Annotated in this window: 16 protein-coding genes and 1 tRNA gene; 10 read left to right on the top strand and 7 right to left on the bottom strand. The window is 66.1% G+C overall.

All coding sequences use genetic code 11. The features are described 5' to 3' along the window. The first annotated feature begins 44 nt into the window (after positions 1-44). Positions 45-758: a heavy metal response regulator transcription factor gene (locus ACTOWK_RS19310; protein WP_441331718.1), complete on the top strand. Its 714-nt coding sequence runs from the start codon at positions 45-47 to the stop codon at positions 756-758. Then, the gene (locus tag ACTOWK_RS19305) at positions 755-2,149 is read left to right on the top strand and encodes a heavy metal sensor histidine kinase (RefSeq protein WP_441331717.1); all 1,395 of its coding nucleotides are present in this window, start codon (positions 755-757) and stop codon (positions 2,147-2,149) included. The genes ACTOWK_RS19310 and ACTOWK_RS19305 overlap by 4 nt, the downstream gene beginning before the upstream one ends. 747 nt (positions 2,150-2,896) lie before the next feature. On the opposite strand, the gene rnk is transcribed toward ACTOWK_RS19305, so the two are convergent. Beyond that, positions 2,897-3,334 carry a nucleoside diphosphate kinase regulator gene (gene rnk, locus ACTOWK_RS19300; RefSeq protein WP_441331716.1) on the bottom strand — a complete coding sequence of 146 codons (438 nt, stop codon included), beginning with the start codon at positions 3,332-3,334 and terminating at the stop codon, positions 2,897-2,899. A 397-nt stretch (positions 3,335-3,731) separates the two neighbouring features. Between rnk and ACTOWK_RS19295 the strand changes: the two genes are divergently transcribed. From ACTOWK_RS19295 to idi, 3 genes are all read left to right on the top strand, one after another. Continuing rightward, a tRNA-Leu gene (locus tag ACTOWK_RS19295) sits at positions 3,732-3,816 on the top strand. A 605-nt stretch (positions 3,817-4,421) separates the two neighbouring features. Then, positions 4,422-4,760, top strand: a complete 339-nt coding sequence (locus ACTOWK_RS19290) for a hypothetical protein (protein ID WP_441331715.1) — start codon at positions 4,422-4,424, stop codon at positions 4,758-4,760. A 193-nt stretch (positions 4,761-4,953) separates the two neighbouring features. Further along, the gene (gene idi, locus ACTOWK_RS19285) at positions 4,954-5,493 is read left to right on the top strand and encodes an isopentenyl-diphosphate Delta-isomerase (protein WP_441331714.1); all 540 of its coding nucleotides are present in this window, start codon (positions 4,954-4,956) and stop codon (positions 5,491-5,493) included. 30 nt (positions 5,494-5,523) lie between these two features. Here idi and pip read toward each other — a convergent pair whose 3' ends face one another. From pip to ACTOWK_RS19270, 3 genes are all read right to left on the bottom strand, one after another. Further along, entirely contained in the window at positions 5,524-6,477 is a 954-nt protein-coding gene (gene pip / locus ACTOWK_RS19280) for a prolyl aminopeptidase (RefSeq protein ID WP_441331713.1), read from the bottom strand. A 1,284-nt stretch (positions 6,478-7,761) separates the two neighbouring features. Then, on the bottom strand, positions 7,762-8,259 hold the full coding sequence (locus ACTOWK_RS19275; protein ID WP_441331712.1) for a hypothetical protein: 498 nt from the start codon (positions 8,257-8,259) through the stop codon (positions 7,762-7,764). A gap of 118 nt (positions 8,260-8,377) precedes the next feature. Beyond that, on the bottom strand, positions 8,378-11,047 hold the full coding sequence (locus tag ACTOWK_RS19270) for a PKD domain-containing protein (RefSeq protein ID WP_441331711.1): 2,670 nt from the start codon (positions 11,045-11,047) through the stop codon (positions 8,378-8,380). Between the two features lie 302 nt (positions 11,048-11,349). On the opposite strand from ACTOWK_RS19270, the gene ACTOWK_RS19265 reads away from it, so the two are divergent. The 3 genes from ACTOWK_RS19265 to ACTOWK_RS19255 all read left to right on the top strand — a co-directional run bounded on the left by ACTOWK_RS19265 (position 11,350) and on the right by ACTOWK_RS19255 (position 14,402). Beyond that, the gene (locus ACTOWK_RS19265) at positions 11,350-11,610 is read left to right on the top strand and encodes a hypothetical protein (RefSeq protein ID WP_441331710.1); all 261 of its coding nucleotides are present in this window, start codon (positions 11,350-11,352) and stop codon (positions 11,608-11,610) included. Between the two features lie 329 nt (positions 11,611-11,939). Further along, positions 11,940-13,604 carry a multicopper oxidase family protein gene (locus tag ACTOWK_RS19260; RefSeq protein WP_441331709.1) on the top strand — a complete coding sequence of 555 codons (1,665 nt, stop codon included), beginning with the start codon at positions 11,940-11,942 and terminating at the stop codon, positions 13,602-13,604. Positions 13,605-13,661: 57 nt separating this feature from the next. After that, a complete protein-coding gene (locus tag ACTOWK_RS19255; protein ID WP_441331708.1) occupies positions 13,662-14,402 on the top strand; it encodes an FKBP-type peptidyl-prolyl cis-trans isomerase in 741 nt (246 codons plus the stop codon). A 58-nt stretch (positions 14,403-14,460) separates the two neighbouring features. Here ACTOWK_RS19255 and ACTOWK_RS19250 read toward each other — a convergent pair whose 3' ends face one another. The 3 genes from ACTOWK_RS19250 to ACTOWK_RS19240 form a co-directional block, all read right to left on the bottom strand. Next, positions 14,461-15,558, bottom strand: coding sequence for a metallophosphoesterase (locus tag ACTOWK_RS19250; RefSeq protein WP_441331707.1), 1,098 nt, complete (start codon positions 15,556-15,558; stop codon positions 14,461-14,463). A gap of 846 nt (positions 15,559-16,404) precedes the next feature. Then, positions 16,405-16,530 carry a hypothetical protein gene (locus ACTOWK_RS19245; RefSeq protein ID WP_441331706.1) on the bottom strand — a complete coding sequence of 42 codons (126 nt, stop codon included), beginning with the start codon at positions 16,528-16,530 and terminating at the stop codon, positions 16,405-16,407. 38 nt (positions 16,531-16,568) lie between these two features. After that, positions 16,569-19,625: a TonB-dependent receptor domain-containing protein gene (locus tag ACTOWK_RS19240; protein ID WP_441331705.1), complete on the bottom strand. Its 3,057-nt coding sequence runs from the start codon at positions 19,623-19,625 to the stop codon at positions 16,569-16,571. Between the two features lie 304 nt (positions 19,626-19,929). Here ACTOWK_RS19240 and ACTOWK_RS19235 point away from each other — a divergent pair, with 304 nt between their 5' ends. Both ACTOWK_RS19235 and ACTOWK_RS19230 read left to right on the top strand, forming a co-directional pair. After that, the gene (locus tag ACTOWK_RS19235) at positions 19,930-20,481 is read left to right on the top strand and encodes an RNA polymerase sigma factor (RefSeq protein ID WP_441331704.1); all 552 of its coding nucleotides are present in this window, start codon (positions 19,930-19,932) and stop codon (positions 20,479-20,481) included. Beyond that, on the top strand, positions 20,478-21,506 hold the full coding sequence (locus ACTOWK_RS19230) for a FecR family protein (RefSeq protein ID WP_441331703.1): 1,029 nt from the start codon (positions 20,478-20,480) through the stop codon (positions 21,504-21,506). Before ACTOWK_RS19235 ends, ACTOWK_RS19230 begins: the two co-directional genes overlap by 4 nt. The last annotated feature ends 492 nt before the right edge of the window (positions 21,507-21,998 follow it).

Genomic DNA, 21,998 nt, shown 5'->3' with positions numbered 1-21,998 from the left:
GGTACGATGTCGGCCCTGGTATTGCCCGCAAGCTCGGTGTCGCGATGAAGCTGCTGATCGTCGAAGACGAAGTCAAGACCGCCGATTACCTGCGCGACGGCCTCGCCGAGCAGGGCTGGACGGTCGACGTCGCCCGCGACGGCGTGTCCGGCCTGCACCTGGCGCGCGAGCTCGACTACGACGTGATCGTGCTCGACGTGATGCTGCCCGGCATGGACGGTTTCGCGGTGCTGCGCGAGTTGCGCACGCGCAAGCAGACGCCGGTGATCATGCTGACCGCGCGCGACCGCGTCGACGACCGCGTGCACGGCCTCGGCGCCGGCGCCGACGATTACCTGGTTAAACCGTTCTCCTTCATCGAACTGTTGGCGCGCTTGCAGGCGCTGGTCCGGCGCGGCCGCCAGCAAGAGCCGACCGAGCTGCAGATCGGCGACCTGTCGATCAACCTGATCGCGCGCCGTGCCCACCGCGACGGCTGCCGCCTCGACCTGACCGGCAAGGAGTTCGCCTTGCTCGCCTTGCTGGCGCAACGCCGCGGCCAGATCCTGTCGAAGACGGTGATCGCCGCGCAGGTCTGGGACATCAATTTCGACAGCCACACCAACGTGGTCGAGGTCGCGATCAAGCGCTTGCGCACCAAGATCGACGGCCCGTTCCGCGACAAGCTGCTGCATACCGTGCGCGGCATGGGCTATGTGCTGGAAGCGCGCGAGGACGGGCTTCACGAAGGTCCGGCGTCGGGGAGGGCCTCGGCTTGAAGCCTTTCAGCGACATCTCCATCGCCCAACGCCTGGCGGCGATGTTCGCGCTCGCCGCCTTGCTGGTGTTCACCCTGGTCGGCGCCACTTTGTACCAGGTGTTGGAAAACCAGATCGTGCGTTACCAGCGCGCCGAACTGGAGACCAAGCTGCGTTCGGTGGCCGGCAGCGTGGCCATGTGCGATACCCGCGAGCGCTGGCACAAGGTGCAGGACAAGGTCGAGAACCTGACCTCCAGCGATCGCAGCATCCGCATCTGGGCCTGGAGCGGCGACGCCGGTTTCCGCATCGGCAGCGGCGAGCCGGAAGTGGACGTGCCGCGCAAGGGCGACCACGGCATGGGCCGCCTGTGGCTGGACGGCCACTCGGCGCCGTACCGCACCCTCAACGAATTGATCCCGCCGCATGGCGAGCGGCCGGCGGTGCGGCTGTGGATCGGCATCGATTCCTGGCCCTATGTCTCGGCCTTGCGTTCGTTCGTGCTGGCATTGGTGGTGCTCGGCGTGGTCGGCACCGCGCTGGTGGCCTTGCTCGGCCATTGGATCGCGCGGGTCGGTCTGCGGCCGTTGCAGCGTCTGTCCAGCGAAGCCCAGGCATTGAGCCCGAGCAACCTCTCGCAACGCCTGCAGCCCGCGCAGTTGCCGCCCGAGCTCGGCCATCTGACCGGCGCCTTCAACGGCGCCCTCGACCGGCTCGAAGGCGCCTATACGCGCCTGGACGCGTTCAACGCCGACGTCGCCCACGAACTGCGCACGCCGCTGACCAATCTCATGGGCCAGACCCAGGTCGCGCTGTCGCGGCCGCGCGAAGCCGCCCAGCTCGAAGACGTATTGCAGTCGAACCTGGAAGAGCTCGAACGCATGCGTTGCATCGTCAACGACATGCTGTTCCTGTCGCGCGCCGACCAGGGCGACATCGCCCTCGATCGGGTCTGCGTGGCGCTCGCCGACGAAGTGGCCAAGACTGGCGAGTTCCTCGAGTACCTGCTCGAAGAGGCCGGCATGCGCCTGCGCATCGATGGCCTCGCCGATGCCTGGATCGACACCGCGCTGTTCCGCCGCGCGATGACCAATCTGCTGCACAACGCCGTCCAGCATGCGACCCCGGGCTCGGAGATCGTGGTCGAGCTGGGCAACGGCGGCGAAGGCGCGCGGGTCGCGGTGCGCAACCAGGGCTCGTCGGTGGCTTCCGAGCACCTGGAGCGCATGTTCGATCGCTTCTATCGCGTCGACGCCGCGCGCGAACACCGCGGCGAGCGCCACCATGGCCTGGGCCTGTCGATCGTCAAGGCGATCGCGGTCCTGCACGGCGGCGAAGTATTCGCGAGCAGCGGCGACGGTGCGACCACCGTGGGTTTCAGCCTGGCCGCACCGGCGGCCTGCACCGCTTGAGCCAGCGCGGTACAGGGTAGGAGCGGCGCGAGCCGCGACCAAGGGACGGTAAAGACCGAACCGCCGACGTCACTGATCGAAGCCGTGAACTGTCGCGGGGTAGGAGCGACGCAAGTCGCGACCGCGCCGCCTCAATCTTGAGGCGCTACTGGCCGTGGCCCCTGTAGGAGCGGCGTCCCACGGGATTTCCTTCGGTCATAAGCCGCGACCGCGCTGCCTAACGTTCGCGTCGTGACTCCATGTAGCCCCTGGGTAGGAGCGACGCGAGTCGCGACCGCGTCGTGATCCGTTGCTGCGTTTCTAACCGCAGAGCGGTGAAGCCACGGCAAGAGCAAAGCTTCCGTCCGCTGACGCGGCCGGGTTACTTTCTTTTGCTGGCCCAAAAGTCCCACAGGGAGTTCCTTCGGTCAAAGCTAACCAAAGGGAGGCCTTCCTTGACGAAGCTCCCCTGTGAGTTCGCAGCTCGCGCGGGGATTTTTCGATAGGACATCCTTGTCCTATCGGGGGCATTCCATTTAGGAGCTGGGCGCACGTCCTGTGCGCCGCCCTCCGGGTCTACGATCGCATCGCGAGTTCGGAACCGCGCACAGCAACAACAAAAGCAAAATCATCGCAGCAACGGCAACGGCGAATGCTTTTAGGGTAGGAGCGGCGTAAGCCGCGACCACGCGGTTTCAGATCGCCGCGAATCTGGCGGCGTCTGCCGCATAGCCAACTGGTTCTCCGCCTTGGCGGCGATCGCACGGCTCAGCGGTGCAGGTCGCCCGCGGCTTCGGGCTGATAGCGCAAGGCGATCACGCGCAGTCGCGCGCTGCGGCCGCCGGGCAGGGGCCAGTCGATGCGGGCGCCGACGGCAAGGCCGAGCAGGGCGGTGCCGACCGGGGCCAGGATCGAGATGCGCTCGGTGCTGCCGTCGGCGTCGCGCGGATACACCAGGGCGACTTCGCGTTCCTCGCCGTTGCTCTCGTCGATGAAGCGGATCACCGAATTCATGGTGATGATGTCGGCCGGCATCTGTTCCGGTTCGACGAGCTCGGCGCGGTCGAGTTCGCGGCGCAGGCCGCGGGTGTCGAGGCCGGCGGCCTGCGGCTGTTCCAGCAGGGCTTCGAGCCGGTCGCAGTCCAGGCGCGACAGAGTCAGCGGGGGGGGGAATCCGGACGCGTGCGGCAGGTGGTTCGGGTTCATTGTGGGTCTCCAAAGCAAGAACGGGCGACGCACGATGCGCCGCCCGCGATTCAGGATGTCCGCGGACCTTAGCCCGGCGGCGATGAGGCATCAAGCCGCAGGCACGCCGCTGCGGCGCCGACCTGCGCTGCGAATACGGCGGCAACCGGCGCCGCAATCGGACGCCGGTGCGGCCGTGAAATCGCGGGCCCGGCGCCGGCCCGGCGCCGGTGCGACAACGAGGCTATGCGGGCGCCGCGTTTCTGCCGCCGCGAGCCTCGCCACGCGCAACGGGCAGGGCGCGGCGTCGCCGACCTTGCCTTGAACGCTGGTTGAAATAAGTTGCGACAAAACCGTTGACAGCCGACCCGCCGCAACGCAACATACGCGCCCCGCAGTACTGAACGTGTTGCGGCAGGCCCAGGTGGCGGAATTGGTAGACGCACTAGTTTCAGGTACTAGCGGGTAAAACCGTGGAGGTTCGAGTCCTCTCCTGGGCACCACTACATCGATCATCGCAGTCGGCACCGATGCGACGATCCAACGAGAAACCCCGCTCCGGCGGGGTTTTTTGTTGCCCGCGATTCCGGCCGCGGCCCCCTGGGGCTCCTCCGGGTGAGGTCCCCGCCCCGCGTATTCATGATGTTGCGGTGGCTGGGCTTGACCGGTCCCGGCGACGGCCGCCGTATCTGTCCACATGGATCGCGGCTCCCGACCGTCCCGGTGGGGGCCGGCAGCGCCGAAATCGGGTCCGAAGCCCTTTACAGCGCTTCGGATGCCGGATCGGCGGCCCCAGGCGGCCAGGGATCGCCCAAGAGGCCGGGTCGGGCGTTTCGGCCCGCCGGAGGGAGGGCGTTCCCCTGCAAATTCAGCCGTCGAGGCCCTTGCGACGAGCCTGAGCGATAGTCGTTGCGGGGCCGGTCTTTGCCTGGTCATGGCGCATCGGCTAGTCTTCGCCTCGAAGCTCAAGCCGTGAAGGCTGCGGCGGCAAGGGGAAGCGTGGGTTCCCGGGGTGCCGATTCGCCGGTTGCGCAGGCGAGTCCTGGCGGGGGAGCGACGCGCCGATCAGCAATACAGGAATTTCAAGTTCACACTAAGGAGAGGTCTCATGAAAAAGCTTTGTCTGTCGATCGTGTTGCTGATGGCGTCGTCGAGCGCTTTCGCCAACGAGTTCATCCCGTACTACGGCAACAACCCGTTCTTGTTCTGCAAGATCGGCGTGCCGCAGGACTGTTGGAGGCCGGTCAACGCCGCTACCGGCGAGTACAAGGTCGTCAACCACAAGTGTTTCAACCCCTATTCGGCCAACCTGTTCTCGCGCGTGTGCAAGCAGGCGTTCCCGAACGGCATGCCGGCCAGCGATCTGGGCGGCGAGCCGCCGGCTCCGACCGCCGACAGCAAGGGCGCCAGCTCGACCAACCGCGATCCGGCCCGCATCGACAAGTAAATCCGTCGCGACCGGTTCGAATGCAGCGGCCCCGCCTTGGCGGGGCCGTTCGCTTTTGCGGATACGCATGAGATGCGGAGCTGTGCCGATCCGGGCGGCTTCATGCCTCGCCCGTGATTGAGCGCACGTAAGAAAACCCAGGGGCTGGCATAGTCGCGCTCATGCAGCGAGCGCGGTACGAAACGAGGACGGTATGAACGAGATGCTCATCCTGGTCGATGGCGAAGACCAGGCCATCGGCGTCGGCGAGAAAATGCAGGTGCACCAGCAAGGGCTGTTGCATCGTGCATTCTCGGTGTTCGTATTCGATGCCCAGGGGCGCTGGTTGTTGCAGCGTCGCGCCGACGGCAAATACCACTCGGGCGGTTTGTGGAGCAACAGCTGTTGCGGCCATCCGCGCGAGGGCGAGGCCATCGACGCCGCGGCGCGGCGGCGGCTGGGCGAGGAAATGGGTTTCGAGTGCGAGCTCCGGCATGTGGCCCGCATCACCTATCGCCTAGACGTCTCCGACGGTTTGATCGAACACGAATACGACCATGTCTTCGTCGGCGGCTACGACGGCCGGCCCCAGCCCGATCCCGCGGAAGCTTCGGACTGGGCCTGGAAAACCTTGCCCGAGCTGTGGGCCGCCTTGGCCGGGCAGCCGCAGGACTTCAGCCGCTGGCTGCGTCATATCGCCGAGCAGGTCGGGCGCGCCGAATTCGAGCGCTGGCAGGGCCTGGCGACGCGATAGCGCCGCCGGCCTTGGGTCGTGCGGCGAATCTCAGGCGTAGCGGTCGGCCAATGCGTCGGTCGCGCCGACCAACACGTCCACGATCGCCGGATCGGCCGCGCTGTGGCCGGCCAGGACCACGCGGAAATCGGCCTCGGGCCAGGCGCAGGCCAGGTCGTAGGCGCTCTTGACCGGGCAGATGATGTCGTAGCGCCCGTGCACGATGGTCGCCGGGATGTGGCGGATGCGCTCGACGCCGCGCAGCAACTGATCCGGTTCCAGGAACACCCGGTTGCGGAAGTAGTGCGCCTCGGCGCGGGCGACGCTGATCGCGACCTGCGGCTCCTCGAAGTTGCCGACCTCGTTGGGGTCGTGCAACAAGGTGGTGCTGCCGCCTTCCCAATAGCTCCAGGCCTGCGCCGCGGCCAGCCGTACCGCCTCGTCGTCGCTGTCGAGCCGGCGCCAATAGGCCTCGGTCATGTCCTCGCGTTCGTCCGGCGGAATGTGGTCGAGATAACGCGTCCAGCGCTCCGGGAAGATCCAGCGCGCGCCGCCGTCGAGTTCGTTGAACCAGCGCAGCTCGCCGGTGCTGCCGAGGAAGATCCCGCGCAAGACCAGGCCGAGCGTGCGCTCGGGGTGGGTCTGCGCATAGGCCAGGGCCAGCGTCGAACCCCAGGAGCCGCCGAACACGACCCAGCGCTCGATGCCGAAATGCTTGCGGATCGCTTCGATGTCGGCGACCAGATGCCAGGTGGTGTTGTCGCGCAGCTCCGCGTGCGGCGTGGAGCGCCCGGCGCCGCGCTGGTCGAACAGCACGATGCGATAGCGCTTGGGGTCGAAGAAGCGGCGGTGATACGGCGAGACGCCAGCGCCGGGGCCGCCGTGCAGAAAGATCACCGGCAAGCCGTCGGGGTTGCCGCATTCCTCGACGTGCAACTCGTGCAGTTCGTCGACTGCGAGGCGGTGGGTGCGGTAGGGCTCGATTTCCGGATACAGCTCGCGCACGGACGGTCTCCTGCAGGGAATCGCCTGAGCATAGCCCCAGGCTTGAGTGGGCGTCATCCATTGCGATGCGTGGGGCGCGATTCCGGCCGATTGGGTATGCGGCATGGCCGCGATTTGCGTCGTTTCTCCTCATAGCGGCTGCGATCACCATGCTCGACCTCGGGTCGCTTCCAGAGCCCAGGGTAGGAGCGACGCGAGTCGCGACAGCGCCACTCTCCGGTACTACGTTTCTTACCGCAAAGCGCTGAAGCAACATGAACATCTAAAGCTTCCGTCCGCTGACGCGGCCGGGTTACTTTCTTTTGCTAAGCCCAAAAGTCCCACAGGGAGTTCCTTCGGTCAAAGCTAACCAAAGAAAAGGGCTTTCCTTGACGAAGCTCCCCTGCGAGTTCGCAGCTGTCGCCGGGATTTTTCGATAGGACATCCTTGTCCTATCGGGTCATTCCATTTAAAGGCTGGGCGCACGTCCTGTGCGCCGCCCTTTGGGTCTCCAGGTGTTCTCGCAAGCTCGTTGCTGCGCCCAGCGCATCACAGCAACAGCAACCATTGGCGGTTTCGCGGCAGCTCTTGGGTAGGAGCGGCGCAAGCCGCGACCACGCAGCCCCGATCCCCCGCGCCGGCGGCCGCAGATTCGCGGTCGCGGCTTGCGCCGCTCCTACCCCGGCGAAAGCACGCCGCTTCGGCGGATGAGCTTGGCCTTGTTGGCTCTGCGCGTGCCGGGGTCGCGGCTCACACCGCTCCTACAAAGGGATGGCGGCGCCGCGCTCCGATTCCTGCGACTTTTGTTGTGGCTGTGGCCTTGCGTAATCTCGCACTAGCGAAGGAAATCGAAGACCCGGAGGGCGGCGCGCAGGGAGGCGCGCCGTTTTTCATCGGGACAGGGATGTCCCGTATGTAGATCCCTGCGGAGGCATCGAACGTGCGGGCCTGTGATTCAAAACAAAGCAACTTCTTTGGTTACCTTTCTTTTGTTGCTTATGACAAAAGAAAGTAACCCGCCGCTTTAGTGGCGGAAGCTTTTGGCGTTTGATCTGGATCTAGATCTTGCTCGAGCGAGGCGCCGCAGGCCGACGCAGCGCGGTCGCGGCTTGCGCCGCTCCTACCCTGCGAGAGCACGCCGCTTCGGCGGATGACGACAGCCTCGTCATCTCTAAACGTCCCGTGGTCGCGACTCACCTCGCTCCTACAGATACACCCCGAAAACGACGAGAGATCGAGGCATGGCCATCGCGACCGCTCCTACCCCTTGAAGCACGCCCACCAAGCTTAAACCCCGGCGCCTGCCTAACGGACGAAGAAGTCCTGCTGCACCACCGGGCCGCCTTCGAGCGACACCTCGACGCGGTAGTTGCCGGACTTCCATCCCATCGGTTCGGCCACGCGGAAATCGTCGACGCCGGCGCCGTTGAAGGTGACCGGTTTGGCTTCTTCGTTGAAGATCTTGCCGGCCGGGTCGATCCAGCGCACTTGCAAACGCCCCAGCACGCGCATCTGCGCATCGCGGGTTGCGGTCCTGATCGTCACCACCACGGTGTCGCCGGTGGTGAAAGTCTTCTGCCGTTTCGGCACGTCCTGTGGCCGCATCGGCGCACTGCCGAGTTCGACGCCGGTGATCGATACCGCCGGCGAAGTCGATACCGCCATGACCGTGTTGCCCTTGCCCTGTGCGGCGGCCGGCGAGGGCGCTTCGGCTGTGCTCGCGGCCTGGCGTTCGCAAGCGGCCAGCAAACAGGCCGCGACGATCAGGGATGCGCCGGTGAGGCGGTAAGCGTTGTGGTTCATTCGAGTCTCTCTGTCGCGAAGACGCAGGCGGCGTCGTAACGTCGCCTGCGCCGGCCGTGCATGGGCAGCCATTCTTGGGACAGCGGGATCGTCGAATGCGGCGACCCGGACCTGCGCTTTACTGCGTCGTGCCGATGAGGTCGAAGGGTAGCTCCTGGGCGACGTCCGGTGCCGAGGACGGGTTGCCGACATCGATCAGGGAACTCCAGGTGCCCGCAGACACATCGTACTGGCGGGCATTGGCGCCGGAGCGGCCGCGCGCGCCGACCACGGTCATCGGCGGAGCGAAGTGCGCGCCGGCGCTGCTGTCGGTGCTGCCCCACACCAGCCAATAACTGCCTGCGCTGAAGAAGCCGCTGCCCGCGCAGGCCGCCGGCATGTTCAGGCGGTTGCGCCAGACTTTGCGCGTGGTGACCGTGGCGCTGCCTGGCGACGGATACAGGCTGTTGCCGGTGCGATAGATCCGCGCATCGGTCGAAGACGCTTGCACGTTGCTGCTGGTGCTGCCGCACAGCAAGGTGCTGCCGGAATCGCCGGGCCGGCCGCGCCAGACCTGCAGCACGCCGGCGGTGAACGGCGAGCTGGTACCGGTGTAGCTGGTCTTGTAAGCGTAGACATCCACCGAAGACAGCGTCCAGCTCTGCCCGCTCGGCACGACGAAATCGTCGGCCACACGGTAGGTGGTATTGCTGACGGCGTAACCGGTGGTGGTGTTGCTTTCGGCGGTGTTGCCGTTGTCGTTCTGCACTTCGCTCCAACTGGTGCCCGAGGGGGCGACGGTGCCGTCCTTGGCGGTGGCACCGGTGGTGAGGCCGCCGTTGCTCCAGACCACACCGCCGGAGGGGCCGCTGGAATAGCTGCCGGTCAGCGCCACTCCGGAAATCGCAGCGAAGGCCTTGACCAGTACGTGATAGGTGCCTGCCTGTGCGGTGGCGATCGAGCAGGTTTCGGCGTTGCTGCTGCCGTCCGACTTGCAGTCGTAGCTGGCGGTGGTCGGCTTCGAGCCGAATTTCACGTACAGATCCGCATCGCCACTGCCGCCGGCGGTGACGAACTTCAGGCCGCTCGCGCCGGTCGGGACGGACAAGGTCCAGAACTGCTCGCTGTCCTTGGCGCCGGCGATGCCGGTCGCTGGCACGCCGTTGCTGAGCACGTTGCCGGTGGGCGCCGTGGTCACCGTCACCGACTTGCTCACGGTGTTGGTGGCGCCGTCGTCGTCGGTCACCTTCAGCGACACACTATAGGTGCCAGCGACTGCATAAGTATGCGAAGGACTGGTGGTGGTCGAGGTGATGTCGTCGCCGAAACTCCATAGACGTGCGGCGATGCTGCCGTCCGAATCGGTCGAAGCGTCGGTGAATGTCGCGGTGAGGTTCGACGTGGTGAAGGTGAACGCGGCGACCGGATTGGCATTGCCCGGGGCCACCACGGTGACCGATTTGGTCGTGCTGTGGCTGGCGCCGCCGTCGTCGGTGACCGTCAGCGACACCGAGTAGGTGCCGGCGCTGGTATAGGCGTGGCTGGGATTGGTCGCCGTCGAGCCGGTGTTGTCGCCGAAGCTCCATGAGCGCGAAGCGATGCTGCCGTCGCTGTCGGTCGAGGCGTCGGTGAAGTTCGCGGTCAGGCCGCTGGTCGCCGAATTGAAGTTCGCCACCGGCGGCAAGTTGCCGGTCTGCGCCTTGTTGCAGGTGCCGGAGAAATTGTCGGTCCAGGTCTTGCCGGCCACCGGTACGAAGTCGCCGGTATAGCCGGTCGCGGTCAGGGTCAGCTTGAGCACGCCCCAGGTGTGGGCCTGGCTGGCCTGCAACAGCGTATGGCTGCCGCTGAGCGAGTAGAAGTCGCGTCCGCCGGTGCCGATCAGAATCTGGCGCAGGCCGTCGGTCTTGGCCGTGCCGCTGCCGTCCATCTTGGCGTAGCGCTGGTAGTTGTGGTCGTGGCCGACCATCACCAGGTCGGCCTTGGCCGCGTACAGGCGGTCGTAGATGGGCTTCACCGAGCTATAGCCGGTGTAGTGGCCGCGGCTGATCAGCGGATGATGGAAATAGGCCGCGGTGCAAGGCTTGGTGTTCGCGGCGAGGTCGTTGCTCAGCCAGGTCAGCTGGGCGGAGGCGACGCTGCTGCCGGACATGGTGTTGAGGGCGATGAAATGCCAGTCGCCGACGTCGTAGCTGTAATAGCCCTTGCTGCGGTCGCCGGCCGGCCCGGTCGATTGGCCTGAGCCGTTGTAGTAGTCGAAGTAACCCTTGGCGCCGGTGGTCTTGTAGTCGTGGTTGCCGGGCGAGGGTCGGGTCAGGCCTTTGAATCGGCCCCAGCGTGAGTCGTAGAGATCGTTGTACTCGGCCAAGGTGCCGCTGCCGTAGGCGTTGTCGCCGGCGGTGAAGACCGAGGTCGGGTTGATCGCCACGATCAGGTCCGAGGTCTTGCCGCAATCGGCCGGCGAGCTGTCGCAGATGTCGCCAGCGCCGGCAACCGTCACCGTGGTCAGGTTGAGGTCCTTGGTGCCGAAGTCGTAGCTGTCGACGGTGTAACGGCTGTCGGGGTGGCCGAAGTAGGGCTCGATGACCACGCACTCGCCGCGAAAGGCGCGCGAGTGGAAGGAGCGGTCGTTCCAGTGGTCGCCCTGGAAGATGTAGCGGTCGCCGCCGGAGCTGGTGATCTTGAGCGAGTCGTAGCCTTGCAGCACCAGTTCCTTGAAGCCGACCCGTACCCACTTGGCGCCCGCTTCGCAGACCCGATTGCCAGGCGCGGCCAACAGTGCCGAGCGCGCGGTCGGAACGCGTTTGCTCACGACGTCGTCTTCGCTCAGTTGCAAAGTGCGTTGCGCCGCGAACGCGCACTGGGATCCGATCAAGCTTCCGAACAACAACAATGCGCCGAGCGTGATTCGTCGGCGAAAACCGCTTGCACCTGGGGTGGCCATCAGAGTCTCCTCTTAGCTTCCGTGTTTGAAGGGAAGTCGCCCGCGTATCGGTGGTCGGGCGCTGACTTCACCGCCCGATCCGCGCGCCCCGACCTGAGTCGTCGTCAGGCCTCGTCTTGGCGACCGGTGTGAGTTGTTGCGGATGAACGCATCGGCCGACGACTCGGCCGATGCGATGGAGCGGTGGTTCCCGCGCATCGCGCGAAACGCCGGCTGTGCGCGATGCGCGGCGTCGGCGAGGGAAGGTCGCGGCCAGGAAGCATGTGCCGAGCGAAAGCGTGTCCGACATCGATGGCATCAGCGTGCCGAGCCAGTCGATGCCGGATCGACGCGGTCGCGAAGACGCGCCCGGCGGCAGCGAACATTGCCTGCGGGCGAACGATCTCGCCGCCATTCATGGACATGGTGGTTGCCTCGCATCGAACGACTGAAGTGCACCCCTGTTGAGATGCAGACGGCGCGGCCCGCCGATACCTCAGCTGCGAACGGCTGGATTTCTCATGATCTTTGGTTATTTGACGCGGCAGCGCCGCGGATGAAACAAACGCTGCGAATCAAGGGGTTTCAGCGGGTATCGATGGCACACTGAAACGTGATCGATGCCCGTAATTCATGCCGACGCCGATGCGCCGGAGAGTCGATCCGCTGGGATGCGCGGATCGTGTTTCCTGCGATCGATAGCGGCGAATGAGTCCGTGCAAGGACGAATGCATCCGCTGCGCGCTTCGTCGATGCATCGCTAGCGAGGGTGTCCCGAGCCATGGTCAACACGAATCGTCGCAAGTGGGTATTGGGCCTGTCGGCGGCCGCCGCGGCGGCGGTCGCATTGCCGCATGCGCTGTCGCGGCGCGAGCGTCGTGCGCCGCATGCGGCGCATCGCGACGGCGATGCGGCGAGCGCGGATGGGTCGAGTACGGCGATGCCATCCGCATCGGCACCGTTCCGGCAACCGCTGCGCATTCCCGGCGCTACCGGGCTGCTCGCCGAAACGCGTCTGTCGGCGCCGCTGTTGCTGGCCGCGACCGAAGCCGCATTGCCGATCTTCGACGGTGCACCGACCCGGATCTGGCATTACGCCCACACCGCCAGTGCCGGCCTCAACCCCTTGCTGCGGATCGAACGCGGCGAAGAGCTGGACGTGACGCTCGACAACCGCCTCGGCGAAGACACCACGATCCACTGGCATGGCCTGAGCGTCGACGAGGCCAACGACGGCAGCGGGCTGCATCCGGTCGCGCCCGGCACCCACAAGCGCTATCGCTTTCGCGTCGCCGATCGCGCCGGCCTGTACTGGTACCACGCCCATCCGCACGGACGCACCGGAGCGCAGCTACAACATGGCCTGGCCGGCCTGTTGCGCGTGGACGACGACGAAGCGCGCGCGCTCGCCGCGAGCCTTGATCTGCCCTGGGGTGTGCGCGATCTGCCGCTGATGATTTCCGACAAGCAGGTGAACGCCGACAACGCCATCGTCTATCGGCAGGGCGCCGACGACTGGATCGGCAACCGGCTATTGGTCAATTGGACGCCCGAACCCTTTCTCGACGTGCTGCAGGCGCTGTATCGCTTCCGCATCGCCAATGTCGCCAACGCGCGCATGTTGCGGCTCGCTTTCGAGCATCGCGGGCAGTCCTTGCCGTTCCATTTGATCGGCAGCGATGGCGGCCTGCTGGCGCGGCCATGGACGGTCGACGACGTGTTCCTGGCGCCGGCGCAACGTATCGACGTGCTGGTCGATTTCAGCGCGGTGGCCGCCGGCGAACGCGTGCTGCTGCGCAGCCTGGAATACGTGGCGATGGAGAACGAAGACGAGTCCGGCGCGTTCGCGCCCGACCCGATGGGCGAGCACCCGGGTGCGGCGGCGATGGGCGAGGCCTTCGATCTCTTGCAGTTCTGCATCGCCGGTTGCGGCGAGACCACGGCGAAGGCAGCAAAGCGGATGCCGGCCAAACTGCCCGAGCGCCTCAGCGACCTGGCGCCGCCGCCGGACACCACCGGCTGGGCGGTACGGCCGATTCGCCTGAGCATGGACCAGGAGGGTAGCTGGTTCATCAACGACTGGAACATGCACACGGTCGGCCATGAGCCGATGTTCCGGATCAAGCGCGGCAGCCGCGAGGTCTGGGAAATACGCAACAACATGACCAGCATGCCGCATCCGATCCACGTCCACGGTTTCCGCTTCCGGGTGGTGTCGCGCAGCATCAGCCCGCCCGACATCCGCGGCCGCGCCGTGGCCGGCCACGGGCTCAATCCGCAGGACACCGGCTGGAACGACACCGTGGTGATCTGGCCGGGCGAGATCGTCCGCCTCGCCATCGACTTCGCCCAGGACTTGTCGGGCACGCATCGCTACATGATCCATTGCCACAACCTCGAGCACGAGGACATGGGCATGATGGTCACCTTCGCGGTGACCGACTGACGGCTGCAACCCAGCCTTGCCGACTGTCTCAGCTCATCGCCAGGAGAGTGCCGCACCATGAACCGCTCCGCCCATGCCCTCGTTCTGTGTCTCGTGTGGTTACCGGCCGCCTGCAGCTCCGATACCGAGCACGCCGCGGCCACGACCGCAAAGCCGGCCGCAGCGGCCGCGTCGGCCATCATCGAAGGCCCGCGCGGCCAGGTCAGCTACATGGTCGGTCTCGACATGGCCAAGCGGCTGGCGCCGATCAAGGACGAGGTGGACATCGACGCCGTGGTCAGCGCGTTGCGCGCGGCCCATGCCGGCGCAACGCCGCGCCTGGACGAGGCGCAGCTCGCCAAGGTGCGCAGCGATTTCGTCGAACACCTGCAGCGCAAGCGCGAGGCCGGCCTGCAGGCGCTGGCGCGCAAAAACCTCAGCGAAGGCAGCCGCTACCTCGCCGATAACGGTAAGCGGGCCGGCGTGGTCACGACCGCTTCGGGCCTGCAGTACCGGGTCGAACGCGCCGGCCGTGGCGCCAGGCCGGCGGCCGACGGCACGGTGCGGGTCAACTACGTTGGCCGCTTGCTCGACGGCAGCGAATTCGAGAGCACCTACGCCACCGATCATCCGGCCGAATTTCCGCTCAACCAGGTCATGCCGGGTTTGCGCGAAGGATTGATGCTGATGTCGGCCGGCGCGAAGCACCGCTTCTGGGTGCCGGCCAAGTTGGCCTATGGAGAGAGCGGCCTTCCCGGCCAGATCGAACCGAACGCGACCCTGGTGTTCGATCTGGAATTGCTCGAGATCGCGCGCTGAACCCGGCGATCGTTCGACGCGGCCGGCCGGAGCATCGGCCGCGTCGTCGCCGCTTCGCTCAGTCGGTGACGGTTTCGCCCGCAGTCAGTGGCAGCCGCTTGCCTTCGGGCGTACCGCGGCTGATCTTGCCGCGTTCGATCAGCAACAGTTCGCCGTACTTGCCGTTCTTGATGCTGCTGTCGATCGCGATCACACGCTCGTCGAAGTAGCTGCCGATGCGCTGGTGCGAGGTGTGTCCGACGACGATGTGCTCGACGCCGAGCCTGTGTGCGATCGCGTCGACCTGGTCCTGGGTCAGGGCCGGGTCGAGGAAATAACCGCGGTACCAGATCGGGCTGGTCTTGCCGTTGTAGAGTGGCAGCAGCGACGGGTCCTGCTGCCAGACCGATTTGGGCGTGCCGAGGGTCGCGCGATAGCGCTGGTTGATCTGTGCGCGGCTCAGGCCGGATTCGAAATAGCTCGCGGCGATGCCGCCATGCACGAACAACACGTCGTTGACCTGTCCGATCACCGGCTTGCTGCGCAGCCAACGGCCGAGCACCGTGTCGGGGCCGTACAGCTCGACATAGGAACTGCCGAGCAGGCCGGCGTTGTGCTGATAACCTTCGTTGACGTAGCGCAGGTCGTTGGCGAGCACCATGATCTCGTGATTGCCGAGCAGCAGATGCACCGCGCCGCCGGCCGCACGCGCCTGTTGTTCCAGGTCGTAAAGAAGCCACAGGGCCTGGTTGACCTTGGGGCCGCGGTCGAACACATCGCCGGCGACGACCAGGTGGCCGCGGCCATAGCGCCAGCGCAGCTTGCGGTCGACGATGCCGTTGCTCTGCAACAGCCGCAGCATCAGCTCGTACTGGCCGTGCACGTCCGACAGCGCGGCGATGCGCTCGACGCCCTGCGGCGAGGCCTCGGCCTCGGCTTTGGCCGGTGCGCGCACCGATACCGGCTCGGCATGGCCGCATTGCGCCGGCACCATCACCGGCCAACGCGGTGCCGGAAACGAACGCTCGACCGGTTTGCCGTCGCAGACCCAGCGCGCCTCAATGCGGTCGAGTGCGTAGCGCAGATAAGGGCCGTCGTCGAAGGCTGGCGCGTTCGCAGCCTCTGTCTTCTCCGCGGTCGCAGGCGGGCGCTCCTGGCCTGTGGCGGTCGCGGCCATGAGGGACAGGGCCAGCAGAATGGACCCGGAGGCAAGGCAAGATAGTTTGATCATCGCAGGGGGGCTCGTATGTTCGCCTGATAGCCATTGTCGCTGTTTGGGGTTGTGCTGTTTCAGTCGCGTCGGCAGCCCAGGGTAGGAGCGGCGCAAGCCGCGACCGCGAATCTCGGCTGATGAAAATCTTTCGAAGCCATGTCGATCCAAGGCTTAGCTCTGGCTCTGGCTCTGGCTGTGCGCCGATTCGCACTAGCGAAGGCCATAGAAGACCCGGAGGGCGGCCCGCATGGATGCGGGCCGTTTTTCATCGGGACAGGGATGTCCCGTATGTAGAGCCCTGCGTCGGCGTCGAATGCGCGGGCCTGTGATTCAAAACAAAGCAACTTCTTTGGTTAGCTTTCTTTTGTTGCTTTAGACAAAAGAAAGTAACCCGCCGCTTTAGTGGCGGAAGCTTTTGGCGTTTGATCTTGATCTTGCTTGATGCATGCATAGCGAGATGGTCGCAACGATGTCGCGGCTTGCGCCGCTCCTACCCTGGCTCCAGCCGGGAGCGTCGCGAGGTTGAGGCGCCGTGGTCGCCGCTTCTGTGGTCGCCGCTTCTAGGGTAGGAGCGACGCGAGTCGCGACCATGCCCTGTCGGCCTCCGGCGTTTCGATCAAGCAAGTGCAAAGCTTCCGTCCGCTGACGCGGCCGGGTTATTTTCTTTTGCTAAGCCCAAAAGAAAGGTAACCAAAGAAAAGGGCTCTCCTTGCAAGGGCACAAGCCCGCGCGATCGCTGCCGACGCAGGGATGCTCCAGACAGGCCATCCATGGCCTGCTTGCGCACGGCCCGCATCCTTGCGGGCCGCCCTACGGGTCTTCAATTGACCGGCAAAGCGGCAAAGCGGCAAAGCAAATCAAAATCACGGCAACGGCAACGGCAACGGCAACGGCAACGGCAACGGCAACGATGATCGATGACTGAACTTCGGTCATCGGTACGTGATTGCGGTGGCCGCCGCCCGCAATTCCGATCAACGGAATCGGTACTCATACTCGATCGCGAACTCGCGGCCGATCGGGCTGTAGGTCTCGTAGAAATACGGGAATGAGGTATTGGTCTCGTCACCCGGGTGGGTGTTGTTGAACAGGTTGTTGACGAAGAACTTGACCGTGGCCTGGTCGGTGATCCGCTTGCCGATGTTGGCGTTCCACAGGAAATAGACGCCGGTGCGGCCGAGGCCGTTCGCCTTCGGCAGGCTGCCGTAGCGGGTCATGAACAGGCTCGACGACCAGTCGCCGGCGCGCCAGCTCGCGCCCGCCCGCAGGCGGCTGCGGAAGTCGAGGTTGGTCGGGTCGTCGCGCCAATCCTTTTCGATCGGGTCGGTGGCGAACACCTGGCGTTCGGACTTGAGCGTATGCGACCAGCTCAGGTCGAAACGGTAGTCGCCGTAACGCTCGGTCTTGAGCCGGTAGTTGACGCTGGCGTCGATGCCGGTGACCCGGCGGTAGGACTGGTTGAGCGGCGCCGACTTGACCTCGGCGATGCGGTCGATGGCTTCGCTGCCTTCCGGACGCCGCGTCACCAGGGCGGTGACGTTGCGGCAATAACCCGAGTCGGGCCCGAATGCGAACGGCTGGCCGTTGAGCTGTTTGCCGGTACGGCAGCCCGCTTCGCCTTCGAGGATGCTGGTCGGGCTGAGCCGTTCGATCGCGCCGTCGAGTTCGATGCTCCAGTAGTCGGCGGTGACCGAGAAGCCGTCGAACACGTCCCAGACCGCACCGACGCTCCAGGACTTGCCGGTTTCCTCTTCCAGGTTCGGGTCGCCTTCGCTGAGGCTGAAGACGTTGTAGCTATAGCCCGAACACCCTGGATTGGCGCCGGCGGCGATGCAGCGCCAGGGGTCGACCGCGCTGGCGAAGCTGCCGCTGCCTTCGCTGAAGACCCAGTGCAGGTCCGGCGCCTTGAAGCTGGTGGCGTAGGCGCCGCGGATCAGCAGGTTGTCGGTGGGGCGCCATTCCAGGCCGGCGTTCCAGGTCTTGGCGTCGTCGACCGCGGTGATGTCGTCGTACTTGTCGAAGCGGCCGGCCAGGCTGCCTTTGAGCGTGCTCAGGATCGGGATGCTGAACTCCACGCCCGCGGCATAACGGTCGCGTTCGCCGCCGCCGTTGGTGCCGGTGAGGTTGTAGAGCCGGACCACGCCGGGCTGTACGCGCGCATCGCTGGACAGGTCGTAGCCCTGCGAGCTCGCTTCCAGCACCGTGGCCACGCCGACCGGACCGGCCGGCAGCTCGAACAGATCGCCGGTGAGCACGAAGCTGGCGGTGTTGACCCAGGACTGGGCCTCGTACTTGGCCAGGGTGGAGATCGACTCGTATTCCTCCGGCGTCATCGGCCGGTACCAGCGCGGCAGGTTCAAGCGATAGATCGGCACGCCGTTCGGGCGAGTGCCCAGTTGCTTGCCGAAGAAATAATCGTTGACCAGGTTGCCGACCATGCGCCGGCGGGTGCGTTCGAACTGGTACTCGGCGCGGCTGACGGTGGCGTCCCAGTCCCAGCGGTCGCCGATCTTGCCGCGCAGGCCGAGCGCGAGGTCGAGCGAGCGTTCGCGGTAGTGCTGGTTCATCTGCTCGACGCCGCCGAGATCGACCGGGGTCAGCAAACGCGTCGGCGCGATCACCGCGTTGAACTGCGGGTCGTAGAAATCGCCGCGACGGCCGACGCCGTCGGTGTGCGGGCCGGTGATGCTCTCGAAGCCGCCGAGCGATTCGACCCGCGAACGCCAGGCCTGCACCGAGCCCCAGCCCTGAAGGTCGTCGGTGAAATCCCAGGTGCCGAACAGGTAACCGGCCAGCTCGTTCTTGCCCTTGCTCAGGTGCTGGTAGGTGACGTCCTTCCAGGTGCCGCAGGCATCGCCGAGGCTCTGCACGTTGCCGGAGCTGATGCGCTTGTAGGTGTGGCGTTGGAACTCGTCGCCCCAGCGCTCGCAGGTGCCGGCCGGCGGCGCGATCAGCGGGCTGCTGCTACTGCTGCTGCCGCGGCGGATGCGCAGGCCGGCGTCGGGCTGCACGCCGAGCCGCGGGTCCGGGCTCGGATTGGCGCGCAGGTCCCAGTCGTCGCGCTGGAAGCCGTACAACAGCTCCTGGTTATAGGCCTGGAAAGCGTAGGTGACGCCCCAACGCTCGCCGGTCTTGCCGCCGGTCCATTGCAGATCGAAGCGATCGCGCCCGCCCATGGTGCTGCTGCCGGCGCGCAGCTTGACCTCGTCGCCCTGGTAATTGCGCTTGAGCACGATGTTGACCACGCCGGAGACCGCATCGGCGCCGTAGATGGCGGATGCGCCGCCGGCGAGTATCTCGATGCGTTCGACCGCGCCCGATGGGATGTTGCCGAAGTTCTGGAAGTTGCTGCGGCCTTCGTACGGGAAGGGATAGTCGGCGGCCCGGCGGCCGTCGATCAACAGCAGCGAGCGGCCCGGGCCCAGGCCGCGCAGATTGAGCGGATGGGCGTTGGCGGAGAACCCGCCCGACAGCTCGGTCTCGACCGCGCCGTTGGCCATCACCAGGGTCTCCAGCGCCTCGAACACGGTGGCATGGCCCTCGCGTTCCATCTGTTCGGCAGTGATCACGGTGACCGGCGAAGGGCCTTCGATCTCGGCGCGCTTGATGCGCGAGCCGGTGACCTGGATTGCCGCCAGTTCGGTCGGATCGGGCTCCGCCTTGGCCTTGGCCGCCGGCTCGCGCGAGCTCGCCGGCTTGGCCTTGGGCGGCGCCGGTTCGCGCGCAGTCACTATTGCGATGACGCCGCTCTGGGTGACGCGGAAGCTCAGGCCGCTGCCGACGAGCAGGCGGGTAACCGCCTCGCGGGTGGTGTAGCGGCCGGACAGGGCCGGGGCGATGCGGCCGCGCACCAGGTCCGGCGGAACCAGGATCTGTGCGTCCGACGAGGACGCGACCTGGTTCAGCGCCGAGGCCAGCGACTGGCTCGGCAAGGCGTAGTGATGCGCGCTGTCCTGCGTTTGTTGCGCGAGCGCCGGCGCCGCGGCGACCAGGGCCGACAGGCCGAGCGCGAGGCTCAGCGCGACCGACAAGGGGCGCCGGGCGCAATGCGTGTGCGCGTTTGTCTTCAGTGTTTGCCTCGGATCGGCCCCCGCCGATGCCTGCTTGTTCGAATCCGTACCGTTCGATCGACTGCCTTGTGCTGCGCGACGCTGTGAAACGATCCCCATTGCAACGCTCCCCGATGAGTGACTGCGAGCTCGATCCTTCGAATGTTGTCCTTTCCCCACCGATGTAGACGCAGCTTGCCACGGATCCCTCACTCGCCTTTCGGCAGGCTTGCCGGCGGCCGGCCGGTGCCGTAGCGTCGGCTTGTCCGGTAGCGGGGGAGGGGCCATGAACAGCGGCGAAGCCGGCGATACGCTGGGTGCTTCCGATGCCTCGTGCGCCGCCGATCTGCCGCTGCTGATCGCGCGCTACCGTCCAGCCCTGGTCCGCTATTTCTCGCGCCATCTGCAATCGGCCGACGACGCCGAAGACCTGGCCCAGGAAGCCCTGGTGCGGCTGGTGCGGATGCCGTCGCTGACCGGCGTGCTCAACGTCGAGGCGTTTTTGCTGCAGATCGCCTCGAACCTGTTGCGCGACCGCTTCCGCCGCGACAAGAGTCATCAGGTGTTCCAGCACGTGTCGATCGACGAAGTCGCGAAGGATTGGCCGAGTGAGGACCCGCACGGCGAATGCGTCTACGAAGGTAGCCGCCGCCTGCAGGCATTCCTGGTGGCGCTGGACGAGTTGTCGCCGCGCTGCCGCCAGGTGTTCCTGCTGCAGCGCTACGAAGGCCTGACCTATAGCGCCATCGCCAAACGTTTGGAGATCAGTGTGAGCGCAGTGGAGAAAAACATGATGCGCGCCTTGCTGCATTTCGATACGCGCCTGGGAGACTCGTGAAACCGCCGCGTCTCAACGTGATCGAAGGCGGCGACCCGTTCCGACGCCAGGCCGCGACCTGGTTCGCGCGCCTGCGCGCCGACGACGTCGCCGAGAGCGACCGCCAGGGCTGGCAGCGCTGGATGGCCGCCGATGCGCGCCATCGCGCCGCCTACGAGCGCATCGAGCGGCTGTGGTCGGCCGCGGGCGAGCATGCCCAGCATCCGCAGATCGCCGAACGCCTGCGCGATGCGGCGGCGGTGGCGCCGGCATTGCCGAAGCGCCGCCGCCAGGTGCCCGCCGCCTGGGTGCGTTACGCCTGGGGCGCCGGCGCGCTCGCCGCAGTGGTGGCCCTGGCCGCGGTGGTGCCGCGCTGGCTGCAACGGCCGGTGGTGGAGACCGTCTACCTCACCCAGGTCGGCGAAAGCCGCACCATCGCCCTCGACGACGGTTCGCGCGTGAGCATGGACACCGACAGCCGTCTGGTCGTCGATTTCTCCGGCGATCAGCGGCGTATCGTCCTCGACCATGGCCGCGCTTATTTCCGTGTGGCCAAGGCGACGCGTCCGTTCCTGGTGCATACCCAGGACGGCAGCGTTCGCGCGGTCGGCACCGAGTTCGAGGTGTACCGACGCAACGATACGACCGAGGTGGCCCTGGTCGAAGGTCGGGTCGCCTTGCTGGCGGCACCGGCCGCCGACGCCAAACAGGCCGCGCTCGGCACCCTCGACCCGGGACAGAAGGCCCGCCTCGGCAAGCACCAACCGCTGCAGCGACTGCCGGCGGCGGCGCCCGGCGCCTTGCCGACCTGGCTGTCGGGCAAGCTGGTGTTCGAAGACCAGGCCTTGTCGGCGGCGGTTGCCGAGTTCAACCGCTACAGCCGCCGGCGCATGGTCCTCGGCGGTGAACAAGTGGCGCGCCTGCGAGTCAGCGGCGTATTCCGCAGCGACGACCCGCATGCCTTCGTCGAGGCCCTCGAAGAGCTGTATCCGGTCGCGGTGGATGAATCCTCCGGCGGCGACATCGTCATCGTCGCGCGCCGCTGAGTGCGGCGGGGCGGCGTTTCGGCTGGTTGGGGCGTAGGCGCCGTTCCTAATCTTCGGGTGGCGAGTTTTGGCGCGAAGCCAAGGCCGCGCGGTCGCGACTTACGTCGTTCCTACAAAGTTCTCGTCGTTGCCGTCGCACGTGTTGTGGACATCGCCGTGGCTGTAAAGATTTTGCCGTTGCCGTTGCCGTTGCCGTTGTCGTTGCCGTGCGTCGCTTCGCACTAGCGAAGGCCATAGAAGACCCGGAGGGCGGCCTGCATGGATGCAGGCCGTTTTTCATCGGGACAGGGATGTCCCGTATGAAAAAGCCCTGCGTCGGCATCGAACGTGCGGGCTTGTGATTCAAAGAAAAGCATTTTTCTTTGGTTGGCGGAGTCAACATCCAAGTGCATCACCCCACCGCAAGCACGTCCTCAATAGAGAAGTTCACCGGCCGCCTGTAAAGCTTCTCCAGAAACACCTCCGCCGGCATACGGATGTCCAGGCTTACCC

Source organism: Lysobacter sp. CA196 (assembly GCF_052078695.1).
GTDB lineage: Bacteria > Pseudomonadota > Gammaproteobacteria > Xanthomonadales > Xanthomonadaceae > Lysobacter.
The sequence above is the reverse complement of the archived record's forward strand: the minus strand, read 5'-3'. Positions and strand labels throughout refer to the sequence as shown.